The 13,104-nt window shown below is 47.1% G+C and carries 18 protein-coding genes; all 18 read left to right on the plus strand.

What is annotated here, in order from left to right:
• Position 1: 1 nt before the first annotated feature.
• Positions 2 to 307 (plus strand): BMC domain-containing protein, encoded by a 306-nt coding sequence (locus K401_RS0111550; RefSeq protein ID WP_013274575.1) that lies wholly within the window; start codon positions 2 to 4, stop codon positions 305 to 307.
• Entirely contained in the window at positions 301 to 564 is a 264-nt protein-coding gene (locus K401_RS0111555) for a EutN/CcmL family microcompartment protein (RefSeq protein WP_013274574.1), read from the plus strand. The genes K401_RS0111550 and K401_RS0111555 overlap by 7 nt, the downstream gene beginning before the upstream one ends.
• A gap of 15 nt (positions 565 to 579) precedes the next feature.
• Entirely contained in the window at positions 580 to 1,215 is a 636-nt protein-coding gene (locus tag K401_RS0111560; protein ID WP_024293092.1) for a EutQ-related cupin domain-containing protein, read from the plus strand.
• Positions 1,216 to 1,226: 11 nt separating this feature from the next.
• Positions 1,227 to 1,793: a BMC domain-containing protein gene (locus K401_RS0111565; RefSeq protein WP_024293093.1), complete on the plus strand. Its 567-nt coding sequence runs from the start codon at positions 1,227 to 1,229 to the stop codon at positions 1,791 to 1,793.
• Between the two features lie 68 nt (positions 1,794 to 1,861).
• Positions 1,862 to 3,409, plus strand: a complete 1,548-nt coding sequence (locus K401_RS0111570; protein WP_024293094.1) for an acetaldehyde dehydrogenase (acetylating) — start codon at positions 1,862 to 1,864, stop codon at positions 3,407 to 3,409.
• A 24-nt stretch (positions 3,410 to 3,433) separates the two neighbouring features.
• Complete coding sequence (locus tag K401_RS0111575) at positions 3,434 to 4,069, plus strand: phosphate propanoyltransferase (RefSeq protein ID WP_024293095.1); 636 nt, start codon at positions 3,434 to 3,436, stop codon at positions 4,067 to 4,069.
• A 41-nt stretch (positions 4,070 to 4,110) separates the two neighbouring features.
• Entirely contained in the window at positions 4,111 to 4,395 is a 285-nt protein-coding gene (gene eutM, locus K401_RS0111580; RefSeq protein WP_024293096.1) for an ethanolamine utilization microcompartment protein EutM, read from the plus strand.
• 273 nt (positions 4,396 to 4,668) lie between these two features.
• Positions 4,669 to 5,004 carry an AtpZ/AtpI family protein gene (locus K401_RS0111585; RefSeq protein ID WP_024293097.1) on the plus strand — a complete coding sequence of 112 codons (336 nt, stop codon included), beginning with the start codon at positions 4,669 to 4,671 and terminating at the stop codon, positions 5,002 to 5,004.
• Positions 5,005 to 5,019: 15 nt separating this feature from the next.
• A complete protein-coding gene (locus tag K401_RS0111590) occupies positions 5,020 to 5,421 on the plus strand; it encodes an ATP synthase subunit I (protein ID WP_024293098.1) in 402 nt (133 codons plus the stop codon).
• A 48-nt stretch (positions 5,422 to 5,469) separates the two neighbouring features.
• Positions 5,470 to 6,171 carry a F0F1 ATP synthase subunit A gene (gene atpB / locus K401_RS0111595; protein WP_027352487.1) on the plus strand — a complete coding sequence of 234 codons (702 nt, stop codon included), beginning with the start codon at positions 5,470 to 5,472 and terminating at the stop codon, positions 6,169 to 6,171.
• Positions 6,172 to 6,206: 35 nt separating this feature from the next.
• Positions 6,207 to 6,464, plus strand: a complete 258-nt coding sequence (gene atpE / locus K401_RS0111600) for an ATP synthase F0 subunit C (protein ID WP_013274565.1) — start codon at positions 6,207 to 6,209, stop codon at positions 6,462 to 6,464.
• Between the two features lie 72 nt (positions 6,465 to 6,536).
• Complete coding sequence (gene atpF, locus K401_RS0111605; RefSeq protein WP_024293100.1) at positions 6,537 to 7,052, plus strand: F0F1 ATP synthase subunit B; 516 nt, start codon at positions 6,537 to 6,539, stop codon at positions 7,050 to 7,052.
• Positions 7,040 to 7,588, plus strand: coding sequence for an ATP synthase F1 subunit delta (atpH, locus tag K401_RS0111610; RefSeq protein WP_024293101.1), 549 nt, complete (start codon positions 7,040 to 7,042; stop codon positions 7,586 to 7,588). Before atpF ends, atpH begins: the two co-directional genes overlap by 13 nt.
• A 123-nt stretch (positions 7,589 to 7,711) precedes the next feature.
• Positions 7,712 to 9,214, plus strand: a complete 1,503-nt coding sequence (gene atpA, locus K401_RS0111615) for a F0F1 ATP synthase subunit alpha (RefSeq protein ID WP_024293102.1) — start codon at positions 7,712 to 7,714, stop codon at positions 9,212 to 9,214.
• Positions 9,215 to 9,230: 16 nt separating this feature from the next.
• Complete coding sequence (gene atpG / locus K401_RS0111620; RefSeq protein ID WP_024293103.1) at positions 9,231 to 10,085, plus strand: ATP synthase F1 subunit gamma; 855 nt, start codon at positions 9,231 to 9,233, stop codon at positions 10,083 to 10,085.
• Between the two features lie 122 nt (positions 10,086 to 10,207).
• Positions 10,208 to 11,602 carry a F0F1 ATP synthase subunit beta gene (atpD, locus tag K401_RS0111625; protein ID WP_024293104.1) on the plus strand — a complete coding sequence of 465 codons (1,395 nt, stop codon included), beginning with the start codon at positions 10,208 to 10,210 and terminating at the stop codon, positions 11,600 to 11,602.
• Positions 11,603 to 11,613: 11 nt separating this feature from the next.
• Complete coding sequence (gene atpC / locus K401_RS0111630; protein WP_024293105.1) at positions 11,614 to 12,012, plus strand: ATP synthase F1 subunit epsilon; 399 nt, start codon at positions 11,614 to 11,616, stop codon at positions 12,010 to 12,012.
• A 160-nt stretch (positions 12,013 to 12,172) separates the two neighbouring features.
• Positions 12,173 to 13,102, plus strand: coding sequence for a nucleotidyltransferase family protein (locus tag K401_RS0111635; RefSeq protein ID WP_024293106.1), 930 nt, complete (start codon positions 12,173 to 12,175; stop codon positions 13,100 to 13,102).
• Positions 13,103 to 13,104 lie beyond the last annotated feature (2 nt).

The following is a 13,104-nucleotide window of genomic DNA, read 5'->3' on the forward strand; positions in this document are numbered from 1 at the left end:
TATGGAATACCGTATAATTAAATCACCGTCACAGGGAACCATTGATATCTTAAACCGCAGGAAGGGCTCCGGTACCTCATCCCCCATAGGACCGGTGGACGCAGTAGGACTGATACAGGGCAGGATCATTGAAATGGTTTGTGCTGCTGATGTGGCAGAAAAGGCAGTAGGTGTTACGGTAGAAGACATCAGAGGAAGCTGCCCCCAGAACATGATCATGCTGGCGATTTTTGGAGATACGGCATCGGTAGAGGCAGCCTTGGACGAAATTAAACAAAGAGAAAAGAGAGGGGTGGAAGAATGGTAGCGGCAAGACTGATTGATAACATATGGGCAACCAGAAAAGCGGAGTCCTTAAACGGATATAAATTTATGCTCGCCGAGATCATTGGAGGCACACGGGAAGGGGAACGGCTGATCGTAGCGGATATTATCAGCGCGGGAATCGGTGACCGTGTGATCGTTTCCACCGGATCTTCTGCCAGACGGATGCTGGGAAGCGATGAGGTTCCCGTAGATGCCGTAGTGATCGGGATCATTGATGAGGATTGCCAATTTATATAGAAGGGAAGTGATCATATGAAGCAGTTGATTTGTGCAAAGGATGTAGAAAAGTTAAACGCTGAGGGAAAAAAGGTATTTTACATGGAAAGCGGAAGCATCATCACTCCGTCTGCAAAGGATGCAGCTGATGCCTTTGGCATCAAATTCTGTGATAAGGCAGAGGAGCAGACACTGGCTCCGGCCCCGGCGGCTTTTGCAGGATTTGATATGGACAGCGATAAAATTTATATGGTACTGAAGACTTTAATGGAAAAGGGCCTGTTAAATGACATTTTAAAGCCCTATGAGTCAGAAAACCATGGAAACGGTCTTAAAGTAGTCCGCGGAAGTTCTGTAAAAATGGACGTATTTGATACGGGTGATCCATCTGTTAAGGCTTACTATCAAGAACTGGTAAGCAAGGATGAGTCCCATATCAGTGCAGGTTTCCTTGTGATCGATCATTCCAGCTTTGAATGGGAATTGACCTATGAGGAGATCGATTATGTAATTGAAGGAACCTTAACCGTTACCATTGACGGAAAGATCTACACGGCAAAAGCCGGTGATGTGCTCTTCGTACCATCAGGTTCCAAAGTAATCTGGGGTTCTCCGGACAAGGCGAGAGTATTTTACGCAACGTATCCGGCGAACTGGGCTGACTTGGTTTAAGGAGGTAAACAATGCAGGCACTTGGCTTTATAGAAACAAAAGGCGTGCTGACAGCCATTGAGGCGGCAGATGCCATGTTAAAAGCGGCGGACGTGTCTCTTCTGGAAAAGACCAAAGTCGGCGGAGGTCTCGTAGCTGTTACGGTGACCGGCGATGTGGCGGCAGTAAAGGCAGCGGTGGACGCCGGTGCAGCAGCGGTAGAACGCATAAACAGCGCTGCTCTAGTAACACGCCATGTGATTGCCAGGCCTCATGATGAGCTGACGGCTGTAGTCGGCGGAGGAACTCCGGATGAACCGGACAAGGCATTGGTTCCGGAAATCAAAGAAGAACCGTCTTTGGAGCCTTTCAATGAACCGGAAACGGTGGATACCATCAAGCGGGAAACCATGGACCTATGGATGAAGCAGGATGGTCTGGAAGAAACGATGAAGATACTTGAAGATATGAAGGTAACAGAGCTTAGAACCCTTGCCCGTGAATATCCGGAGTTTACCATAGCCGGACGGGAAATTTCAAAGGCAAATAAAACCCTGCTGCTGGAAGAATTCGGGAAGTATTATGGACAGAATAATTAATGTAGCAGCCGCGACAACGAGCGAAACTCGCGGAGCGTGTTTCGTCTCGTAGAAAGGAGAACGGGAACATGGAAAATTTTGATTATGATTTGCGTTCCATTCAGGAAGCAAGGGACTTAGCAAGATGCGGTGAAGCAGCCGCTAAAAAAATTGCCGGATATACGGCAGAACAGATTGACACCATTCTTAAGAGTATGGCAAAGGCAGGAGAGGAACACGCTCTTTGTCTGGCGGAAATGGCTGCCCAAGAGACCGGTTTCGGAAAGGTCATTGACAAGGCATATAAAAATCATGCCGCCTCCACTCTTTTATATGAAGAAATCAAGGATATGAAGACAAGAGGGATCCTTGAGGAGGATACGGTGAATAAAACCATTGATGTGGCAGAGCCGGTCGGACTTGTTATGGGAATCGTTCCCTCCACCAACCCCACCTCCACCGTATTTTTTAAATCCATGATTGCCATTAAATCCGGAAACGCCATTGTATTTTCTCCCCATCCGTCTGCTGCGAAATGCACTTTAAAGGCTGCAGAGGTCATGCGTGATGCCGCAATGGCAGCAGGCGCACCGGAGGGGATCATCGGCTGTGTATCCATGCCATCCATGGGCTCTACCAACGAGCTGATGAAGTGCAAGGAAGTTTCCGTTATCATTGCAACCGGCGGCCCTGGTATGGTGAAGGCTGCATACAGTGCAGGAAAGCCGGCCATTGGCGTAGGTGCAGGTAACTCCCCGGCTTACATAGAAAAAACAGCTGATGTGAAGCAGGCGGTAAAGACAATTCTTGCAAGCAAGACCTTTGACTACGGTACCATCTGTGCTTCCGAGCAGTCCATCATCTGCGAGGAAAGCAACCATTCAGAAGTGGTTGCGGAGTTAAAAAGCCAGGGGGGTTACTTTATGTCAAAGGAAGAAACAGACAAAGTCTGCGATCTGTTATTTAAGAACGGCCATAACATGAATGCCAAATTTGTCGGCCGCTCTCCCCAGGTGATTGCACAGGCAGCAGGCATCCAGATCCCGGAAGGGACCAGGGTCCTCATCGGCAAGCAGGAAGGCGTTGGAGAAGGATATCCATTATCCTACGAAAAGCTGACAACTGTCCTTGGTTTTTATACCGTAAAGAACTGGGAAGAAGCCTGCGGCTTAAGCATCCGCCTTTTACAGAACGGGATCGGACATACCATGAGCATTCATACCCAGGACAGGGATATGGTTCTTAAATTTGCTGCAAAGCCTGCTTCCAGGATCCTTGTGAACACAGGAGGAAGCCAGGGCGGAACCGGAATCAGCACAGGCCTTCCTATTTCTTTTACATTAGGCTGCGGAACCTGCGGCGGAAGCTCTGTTTCTGAAAACGTAAGTCCAAAGCATCTCCTCAATGTGAAAAAGGTAGCTTTTGGCTTAAAGGATTGTTCCACCATTGCAGAAGAGGATCCTACCTTTACATGGAAGGAAAAATCCCAGGGCGCATCCTTAAGTCCTGCCGATTTTGTAGCTTCCTTCGGTAAGAAAGAAAGTTCTCCGGCTGCATCTGTTCAGGGAAGCTGCGATGACAATGAGAAGCTGGCTGCTCTTGTAAAGGAGATCGTATTGGCTATGAAGGGCCAGTAAATGAACCAGGAAGGGAGAACAGGAATGGATAAGTATGAAGCGGTAATCAAACTCTTAATGGAGGCCGTGAAAGCGGAATCCGGAACCGATGAGTTTCGAATACCAGTCGGCGTTTCCAACCGCCATGTGCATCTGTCTCAGGAAGACTTGGATATCCTTTTCGGCCAGGGTTATCAGCTGACCAAAATGAAGGACTTATCCCAGCCGGGACAGTATGCATGCAAGGAAACAGTCACCATATGCGGTCCGAAAGGCGCCATTGAAAAGGTCCGTATATTAGGTCCGGTCAGAAGACAGACTCAGATCGAGGTTCTGGCGGCCGACTGTTTTAAGCTTGGAACAAATTCTCAGCCTAAAATGTCCGGCGAATTAACCGGCACACCGGGGATCACCCTGGTGGGACCCAAGGGCTCCGTTCAGACAAGAGAAGGGCTGATCATTGCCCAAAGACATATTCACATGACTCCTCAGGATGCCATGAAATTCGGCGTTCATGACGGACAGACAGTAAGCATTCAGACAGAGGGAATCCGGGGCGGCATCTTTCACCATACGGCAATCCGCGTAACCGATACATCCAGCCTGGAATGCCATCTTGATACGGAAGAAGCAAATGCCATGGGACTTGGCAGTTCTTCAAGCGTAACTATTGTAAAGTAAGAGAACCATTAAAAATTAATTATAAATAGGAGGATTATAAAATGAAATACGATGCATTAGGAATGATTGAAACAAAAGGTTTGATTGGATCCATCGAAGCAGCAGATGCTATGGTAAAAGCAGCGAACGTTACCCTGATCGGCAAGGAGTTTGTAGGCGGCGGTCTTGTTACCGTTATGGTAAGAGGCGACGTAGGAGCTGTTAAGGCAGCGACCGATGCAGGTGCAGCAGCAGCTCAGCGCGTAGGCGAGCTGGTATCCGTGCATGTAATTCCTCGTCCACATGCAGAAGTTGAAACAATTCTTCCGGGTACAAAAGAAGCGTAAATAGAAATTTGAAAAAGGTCTGGTTTTTATGAGTCATTCTCGTAAAAACCAGAATTTTTTTTAGGGATTTTCTGTTTTAAACATGCAAAATATTGGAGTTTTTTGGCGTGTCAATATTTTTTTAAGGTATTGATTTATAATAGATATACAATTTTTGGTATTATATACATCTTCCTTTAAAACCCAGATAAATTTCCGTATATAATAGACAAAACAAATTTTTTTAGGTATAATACCAAGTATATGTGCAGGATGCAGAAAGCAGGTGGAATTATGCGCCATAATAAGAGCGTAATGAGAAGTTTCATGATGGTGACCCAACTGGGGTTGAGTGTCATGGCGCCTGTATTTTTTTGTATTCTTGCCGGTTACTACATTGACCGGTATGCGGGGACAAAGCTGACTTTATTATTTCTGTTTCTCGGATTTCTGGCAGGAGGCTTAAATGCTTATAAGCTGGCGAAGTCCACCCTTGCCATGAATGAAAGGGAAGAACGGGAAGAAGATCAGAAGTCTCGCATGGAGCGGCAGGAGGAAGAAAGACCCAAGGTGCATAAACCGAAGCAGCCAAGCCGGGTGAAAGGACATGACGATGAGAAGCTTTCGTAGACAGGAGGACTTGTAATGGGGAAGGAAACAAAGAATCTGATGCTTGAGGTTTCGGCCGGAATTGTATTTTTCACTGCGGCAGCTATGGTGGTGGCATTTTTTATGTATCCCGATCGTACTGTTTTTGCGGGATTACTTTTGGGTATGATAATAGCTATGGCCATGTTTTTATCCATGGCTTTGGTTCTTGAGCGCTCTATGAAGACGGAGGATCCAAAGACTGTTCAGAAGCGGAGTGTGATCAGTGCAGTCATCCGCTATTTACTGCTTATTGTTATACTGGTGACAGTTATTATCCGGTTTTCCAACTGGTTTAATCCGGTCGCAGTAGTAATCGGAGTCCTCGGACTCAAGGCTGGGGCATTTTTACAGCCTGCCATCCACAAGATCGCTGTCCGTAGGGCAAAGGGAGAGTGATCTCCTTTGCGGTCAAGTGGGATCTCTTAAGAAAGGAGGATTAAGCGTATGGTCGTTGCGAGTGCCAATAATGTGGACTTTATGATCAAAGGCGTTACAAAGTTTCAGGCCTTTGGACAGGAGCTTTGGATTACTACCACAGAAATAGGCCTTAGCATTGTGACAATCGTAATTTTAATAATAGCAGTGCTTGCTAACCGGAAAATGAAGCGGGCCACAGAAGTACCAGGCACCTTTCAGAATATTGTGGAGCTTGCCGTGGAGTCGCTTGACAGCCTGGTAAACGGTACGATGGGTCACAATGCAAAAAAGTTTGTTAATTATATTGGGACTATATTTATTTTCATATTGTTCTGCAATATTGGCGGCTTATTTGGTCTTAGAACGCCAACGGGTGACTTTGGTGTTACATTCATGCTTGGAGTTTTCACATTCTGCATGGTGCAATACCAGGGAATCAAGAATCATGGAATCGGTCATCTCACAAGCATGTTTAAGCCGTTTCCGGTTTTGTTCCCGATTAACTTAATCGGTGAAATTACAAACCCATTATCCCAGGCGCTCCGTTTATTCGGCAACATGATGTCGGGTGTTGTTATCATGGGGTTGTGGTATGGGATGATGCCAATTTTTGTAAAGATCGGTATCCCATCATTTTTACATGTATATTGTGACATATTCTCAGGCTGTATTCAGACTTATGTGTTCTGTATGCTGACTATGGTATATGTCAATGATAAGATGGATTAAACTTCAATAATATTAAATTCAGGAGGAATTTTTCTATGAACGGTTTTTCAGGACAGGATTTTATCTTAGGTTGCTCAGCAATCGGTGCAGGTCTTGCGATGATCGCAGGTATCGGACCTGGTATTGGACAGGGTATAGCGGCAGGACATGCGGCTGCTGCAGTTGGACGCAATCCGGGAGCAAAATCTGATATTACATCTACCATGCTTTTAGGACAGGCCGTTGCCGAGACAACAGGTCTTTATGGTTTCGCTGTTGCTGCTATCCTCATGTTCTTAAAGCCATTCAGCTAAAGAATGGAATGGCGGGTGCAAAAGCCGCCCCGCAGAACAGGGAAAGAATAAAGAGCGAGAGGAGGCGAAACCTTGGAACGATTATTGGGATTTGACCCACAGCTGCTTTTCGATTCATTTGTGACAGGCGTCAACATATTCATCTTGTTCTTCGCGTTATCCTATATGCTGTTCAATCCGGTACGGGAAGCCCTGGAAAGAAGAAAACAGAAGATCGCGGGAGAATTAAAAAGTGCTGCCGACGATAAGGAAGCTGCGCATGCAATGAAGGAAGAATACGAGGCCAGACTTCAGGAAGTGAAGAAAGAAGCAGAAGCAATCTTAGAGGATGCCAGAAAAAGAGCGAAGCAGCGTGAAGCAGAAATTATTGCAGAAGCCAGGGAAGAAGCGGACCGCATTGTTACACGGGGCAACCGCGAGGTGGAACTGGAGAGAAAGAAAGCGCTTGATGATATGAAGGATCAGATCATATCCATAGCTTCTCTTATGGCCGGTAAGGTCGTGGCTGCTTCCATTGACACTACGGTGCAGGATGCCCTGATTGACGAGACTTTGAAAGAGATGGGTGAGAGCACATGGCAAAGCTAGTATCAAAAGTATACGGCGATGCATTGTTTGAGGAAGCCTTAAGAAAGCAGGAAGTGGACGCTTTATTTGAGGAAGTGAAAGGCCTGCAGATGATCTGGCGTGAGAATCAGTCATTGGCGGAGCTTCTTGATAATCCGAAGATTGTAAAGGAAGAGAAAATCGGCATTATTAAGAATATTTTTGACGGACGCGTATCGGATGATCTGATGGGTTTTCTGGCAGTCATTGTCGACAAAGGCAGACAGAAGGAGATTCCGGCAATTTGTGAATACTTCGTAAACGCTGTCAAGGAATATAAGAATATCGGCGTGGCCCATGTGACCAGCGCTGTTGAGTTAAGTGAGGGGCAAAAGGCCCGTCTTGCAGAAAAACTGCTGAATACGACGACCTATGTGGAATTTGAGATGGATTATCAGGTAGACCCGTCACTCATTGGCGGAATGGTGATCCGGATCGGAGACCGGGTGGTGGATTCCAGCGTTAAGACGCAGATTTACGATTTGCGCCGCAGCTTGTTAAAGCTGCAGCTGACATGATTTCCTTTTTTCAGTCCATGATTTTTGGGAAGGCCCAGTCTGAATTTAGGAAATCAGTTGTCCGGAGGGCCGTCTGGCCGATCGGACTTCATTAATAATCTTAGAAAGAAGGTGCAAACCTTAATGAATTTAAGACCAGAAGAGATCAGTTCTGTCATCAAGGAACAGATTCAAAGGTATTCAACGAAACTGGATGTCTCTGATGTCGGTACAGTCATTCAGGTGGCTGACGGAATTGCCCGTATCCATGGCCTTGAGAATGCCATGCAGGGAGAGCTTCTTGAGTTCCCGGGAGAAATTTACGGCATGGTGCTCAACCTGGAAGAAGATAACGTTGGTGCGGTTTTACTGGGTACCGGCGCGATCAGCGAGGGCGATACCGTCAAGACTACCGGACGAGTGGTGGAAGTGCCTGTAGGCGATGCATTAACCGGCCGTGTTGTAAATGCGTTAGGACAGCCCATTGATGGAAAGGGACCGGTCCAGACAGACAAATTCCGTAAGATTGAGCGTGTGGCTCACGGAGTTATTGACAGAAAATCAGTAGATACTCCCCTTCAGACAGGTATTAAGGCTATTGATGCCATGATTCCCATCGGAAGAGGACAGCGTGAGCTGATCATTGGCGACCGCCAGACAGGTAAGACGGCGATTGCCCTTGATACCATCATTAATCAGAAGGGCCAGGGGGTTCATTGTATTTATGTAGCCATCGGCCAGAAGTCATCTACAGTTGCAACCATTGTTAAAACATTGGAAGAGTATGGAGCCATGGATTATACGACCGTCGTGGTATCAACCGCTTCCGATCTTGCTCCACTTCAGTACATTGCTCCTTATTCCGGATGTGCCATTGGAGAGGAATGGATGGAAAACGGCGGGGACGTGCTGGTTGTTTACGATGACTTAAGTAAACATGCGGCAGCTTACCGTACCCTGTCCCTGCTGCTTAAGAGACCGCCGGGCCGTGAGGCTTACCCGGGCGATGTTTTCTATCTCCATTCCAGACTTTTGGAGAGAGCTTCCAGGCTTTCAGAAGAAATGGGAGGAGGCTCCTTAACAGCACTTCCAATCATTGAGACACAGGCGGGTGACGTATCCGCTTATATTCCTACCAACGTTATTTCCATTACAGACGGACAGATTTATCTGGAGACAGAAATGTTTAACTCCGGCTTCCGTCCTGCCATCAATGCAGGTCTTTCCGTATCCCGTGTAGGCGGCTCCGCCCAGATCAAGGCAATGAAGAAGATCGCAGCTCCCATCCGTGTGGAACTGGCGCAGTACCGCGAACTTGCAAGCTTTGCGCAGTTTGGTTCCGAGCTTGATAAGGAGACGGCTGAACAGCTTGCTCAGGGCGAGAGGATCAGAGAAGTATTAAAGCAGGGTCAGTATCAGCCGATTCCGGTTGAATACCAGATCATCATTATCTTTGCGGCGACCAGGAAGCTTCTCCTGGATATACCTACTGGTAAAATCCTTGATTTTGAAAAGGCTTTGACCAGCTTCATTGACAGCAAATATTCTGAAATCCCTGTAAGCATCCGCGAGACGAAGCAGATCACGCCTGAGACGGAGGAATTGCTGGTAAAGGCAATCAACGAATGTAAAGCAGGCGTTTTTTAAAGGCAGGTGAACAATCATGGCATCCATTAGGGATATCAAACGAAGAAGAGACAGTATTTCCAGTACCGAACAGATTACAAAAGCCATGAAGCTCATATCTACCGTTAAGCTGCAGAAGTCCAAAGCAAAGGCAGAGGAATCCAAACCCTATTACGGCATGATGTATGATACCATAGGTTCCATGCTGCGCAAATCCGGCAGTATTGACCATAAGTATTTAAAGGCAGGCGGCTCTGAGAGAAAGGCAGTCATTGTCATCACTTCAAACCGGGGTCTGGCAGGCGGCTATAACAGCAACATTGTCAAGCTGGTGAATGGAGATAAAAGGCTTACGCCGGAACTGACAGATGTTTACGCCGTTGGACGGAAGGGGAAAGAAGCACTGGCAAGAAAGGGTTATACCATCGCTGAGGATTATTCTGAGGTGATCAATGAACCGATCTACCGGGATGCGGCCGATATTACCATGGAGCTTCTGGACGCCTTTGGACAGGACCGGATAGGTGAAATTTATCTGGCATATACATCTTTTAAGAATACAGTGACCCATATACCGACCCTTAAAAAGCTTCTCCCGGTTGAATTGGCAGAGGGAAGTGAAAAGATGGATCTGACCTTAATGAATTATGAGCCGGATGAGGATCAGGTATTGGATTCCATTATTCCAAAGTATATGAGCAGCCTGATCTATGGCGCTTTGCTGGAGGCCGTTGCCAGTGAAAACGGAGCCAGGATGACAGCCATGGATTCTGCAACCAACAATGCGGAAGAGATGATAGAAGAGCTTGGACTGGCATATAACCGGGCAAGACAGGGTTCCATTACCCAGGAGCTTACGGAGATCATAGCAGGTGCCAATGCGATTTCATAAGGCGAACCAAACTTCCTTGGCATATTTTACTTAATGAAAGCAAGCGAAGGCGCAGCTTGAATTTAGGAAAATAGCCGTTCGAGGTAATGAACGAGAGAAATATAAAAAGAAGGAGAAACAAGATGGCAGGACAAAATATTGGTAAGATCACCCAGATCATCGGTGCCGTACTGGATATCAAGTTCAGCCAGGGCAAGCTGCCGGATATCAATGAGGCCATTGATATCACGACTAAGGATGGCGGCAGACTGGTTGTAGAAGTATCCCAGCATCTTGGCGATGATACAGTAAGATGTATCGCCATGGGAACCACCGATGGACTGGTACGTGGTATGGACGCGGTAGCTACCGGCGCTCCTATTACCGTACCGGTTGGAGAGGAGACTCTGGGACGAATCTTTAACGTTCTGGGTGATCCAATCGATAAAAAACCGGCACCGGAAGTAAAGGAACGTTTTCCGATTCACAGACCGGCACCAAGCTTTGAGGCGCAGTCAACGGAAACAGAGGTTCTGGAAACCGGTATTAAGGTCGTCGACCTTCTCTGCCCTTATCAAAAGGGCGGTAAGATCGGCCTTTTCGGCGGTGCCGGAGTAGGTAAAACCGTATTAATTCAGGAGCTGATCCGTAACATTGCCACAGAGCACGGCGGATATTCCGTATTCACCGGCGTTGGCGAGCGCACCCGTGAAGGAAATGACCTTTATCACGAGATGCAGGAATCAGGCGTTATCAATAAAACAACCATGGTGTTCGGACAGATGAACGAGCCGCCGGGAGCCCGTATGAGAGTGGGCCTAACCGGACTTACCATGGCTGAGTATTTCCGTGATCAGGGCGGTAAGGATGTGCTGTTGTTCATTGACAACATTTTCCGTTTCACCCAGGCAGGTTCCGAGGTTTCCGCTTTGCTTGGACGTATGCCTTCCGCAGTAGGCTATCAGCCGACCCTGCAGACTGAGATGGGTGCTCTTCAGGAGAGAATCACCTCCACGAAGAATGGTTCCATCACATCGGTTCAGGCAGTTTACGTTCCGGCCGATGACCTTACGGACCCGGCTCCGGCCAACACCTTCGCCCATCTGGATGCGACCACGGTTCTTGACCGTTCCATCGTGGAGCTGGGTATATATCCGGCGGTTGATCCCCTTGGTTCCACTTCAAGAATTCTTGATCCGCGAATCGTAGGTGAGGAGCACTACCGCGTAGCGCGTGGTGTTCAGGAAGTACTTCAGAAATATAAAGAACTTCAGGATATCATCGCCATGTTAGGTATGGATGAACTTTCTGAGGAAGATAAAATCACGGTAGCCCGCGCAAGAAAGATCCAGAGATTCCTGTCTCAGCCTTTCTTCGTTGCAGGACAGTTTACCGGTCTGGAAGGCCGCTATGTGCCGCTTTCTGATACCATTCAGGGCTTTAAGGAGATTCTGGAAGGAAAACATGATGACATTCCGGAGAGCTATTTCTTAAATGCAGGCAGCATTGAGGACGTTCTTGCCCGCGTGAAAAAATAGGGGGTGGGAATATGGCTGATTTATTTAAACTGCATATCATCACTCCGGAACGGAAGTTTTACGAGGGAGATGCTTCCATGGTGGAGCTTACTACCACGGAAGGGGAAATCGGTGTATACCGGAATCATATCCCCATGACTGCCATTGTTGCCCCGGGAGTCTTAAAGATTCACGAGGAGGGCGGAGTGAAGGAAGCAGCCCTGATGTCCGGCTTTATTGAGATTTTACCGGAAAAGATCGTCATTATGGCGGAAGTTGCAGAATGGCCCGGAGAAATCGACGCAAGCCGAGCAGAAGAGGCTAAGGTCCGTGCAGAACGCCGCTTAAAGGAACAGAGCGGAGAGATTGATATTATAAGAGCAGAAACAGCTTTGAGAAAGGCCCTTATAAGGCTTTCGCTTACAAAGTAAAGAAAGAGAGATTTGGACCTTATAAAACGGGTTTAAATCTCTTTTTTCATTTTCATAACCGGTAAAGTGAGGGAAAGGGGACAAATTCCGTTATCTATGGATTAACCCTTTCTTTTGTGATATACTATTAGGCAGATTAATCTAACAGGGAGAGAGTGTTATGAAGAAAACATCATTAGTGATTATGGCAGCTGGCATCGGAAGCAGGTTCGGCGGGGGAATCAAACAGCTGGAACCTGTAGGACCAAGCGGGGAGATCATTATGGACTATTCCATATATGATGCTTTGAAAGCTGGATTTGACAAAGTTGTGTTCATTATAAGAAAAGATCTGGAACAGGACTTTAAGGAAATCATCGGAAACAGGATCGAAAAAATTGCTCCTGTGGAGTACGCTTATCAGGAACTGGATGACCTTCCTGAAGGCTATACAAAACCAGAGGGAAGAACCAAGCCATGGGGAACCGGACAAGCTCTTTTATGCGCGAAACCGGTGATTCATGAACCATTTGTCGTGATCAATGCGGATGACTATTATGGAAAAGAAGGTTTTATAAAGATTCATGAATACCTGGTAAATGAGATGGATCCGGCGTCAAAACCTTTTGATATCTGCATGGGAGGATTTATTCTGGGCAACACCCTAAGCGAGAATGGGGGAGTGACCCGGGGAGTATGCCAGGTGGATGAAAATGGGATACTGGAAAGGGTTACAGAAACCTACGAAATCAGGCAGCGGGAAGACCGGGCAGAAGGCCGCAGCGAGGAAGGGACTCCTGTAGTAATTCCCTTAAGCCAGAATGTTTCCATGAACATGTGGGGACTTTCCCCGGCGTTTCTTGAGGAGCTGGAGAGAGGATTTCCGGGATTTTTAGACAGCTTAAAGGAAGGGGATGTGAAGACGGAGTACCTGCTTCCAAAAATTATTGATAAGCTTGTTCATTCCCAAAAAGCTCAGGTAAAAGTCCTTGAAACAAAGGACCGGTGGTTTGGTGTGACCTATAAGGAGGACAAACCGGCTGTTGCGGCAGCGATCAGGAACCTGGTATCAGAAGGAGTATATCCGGAGCGTTTGTTTGACATAAGTTAAGA

It is taken from the genome of Lacrimispora indolis DSM 755 (genome assembly GCF_000526995.1).
GTDB lineage: Bacteria > Bacillota > Clostridia > Lachnospirales > Lachnospiraceae > Lacrimispora > Lacrimispora indolis.

Excerpts from the sequence above, each read along its gene's own strand:
- K401_RS0111550 (WP_013274575.1), top strand. The coding sequence starts at position 2 with ATGGAATACCGTATAATTAAATCACCGTCACAGGGAACCATTGATATC.
- K401_RS0111555 (WP_013274574.1), top strand. The coding sequence starts at position 301 with ATGGTAGCGGCAAGACTGATTGATAACATATGGGCAACCAGAAAAGCG.
- K401_RS0111560 (WP_024293092.1), top strand. The coding sequence starts at position 580 with ATGAAGCAGTTGATTTGTGCAAAGGATGTAGAAAAGTTAAACGCTGAG.
- K401_RS0111565 (WP_024293093.1), top strand. The coding sequence starts at position 1,227 with ATGCAGGCACTTGGCTTTATAGAAACAAAAGGCGTGCTGACAGCCATT.
- K401_RS0111570 (WP_024293094.1), top strand. The coding sequence starts at position 1,862 with ATGGAAAATTTTGATTATGATTTGCGTTCCATTCAGGAAGCAAGGGAC.
- K401_RS0111575 (WP_024293095.1), top strand. The coding sequence starts at position 3,434 with ATGGATAAGTATGAAGCGGTAATCAAACTCTTAATGGAGGCCGTGAAA.
- eutM (WP_024293096.1), top strand. The coding sequence starts at position 4,111 with ATGAAATACGATGCATTAGGAATGATTGAAACAAAAGGTTTGATTGGA.
- K401_RS0111585 (WP_024293097.1), top strand. The coding sequence starts at position 4,669 with ATGCGCCATAATAAGAGCGTAATGAGAAGTTTCATGATGGTGACCCAA.
- K401_RS0111590 (WP_024293098.1), top strand. The coding sequence starts at position 5,020 with ATGGGGAAGGAAACAAAGAATCTGATGCTTGAGGTTTCGGCCGGAATT.
- atpB (WP_027352487.1), top strand. The coding sequence starts at position 5,470 with ATGGTCGTTGCGAGTGCCAATAATGTGGACTTTATGATCAAAGGCGTT.
- atpE (WP_013274565.1), top strand. The coding sequence starts at position 6,207 with ATGAACGGTTTTTCAGGACAGGATTTTATCTTAGGTTGCTCAGCAATC.
- atpH (WP_024293101.1), top strand. The coding sequence starts at position 7,040 with ATGGCAAAGCTAGTATCAAAAGTATACGGCGATGCATTGTTTGAGGAA.
- atpA (WP_024293102.1), top strand. The coding sequence starts at position 7,712 with ATGAATTTAAGACCAGAAGAGATCAGTTCTGTCATCAAGGAACAGATT.
- atpG (WP_024293103.1), top strand. The coding sequence starts at position 9,231 with ATGGCATCCATTAGGGATATCAAACGAAGAAGAGACAGTATTTCCAGT.
- atpD (WP_024293104.1), top strand. The coding sequence starts at position 10,208 with ATGGCAGGACAAAATATTGGTAAGATCACCCAGATCATCGGTGCCGTA.
- atpC (WP_024293105.1), top strand. The coding sequence starts at position 11,614 with ATGGCTGATTTATTTAAACTGCATATCATCACTCCGGAACGGAAGTTT.
- K401_RS0111635 (WP_024293106.1), top strand. The coding sequence starts at position 12,173 with ATGAAGAAAACATCATTAGTGATTATGGCAGCTGGCATCGGAAGCAGG.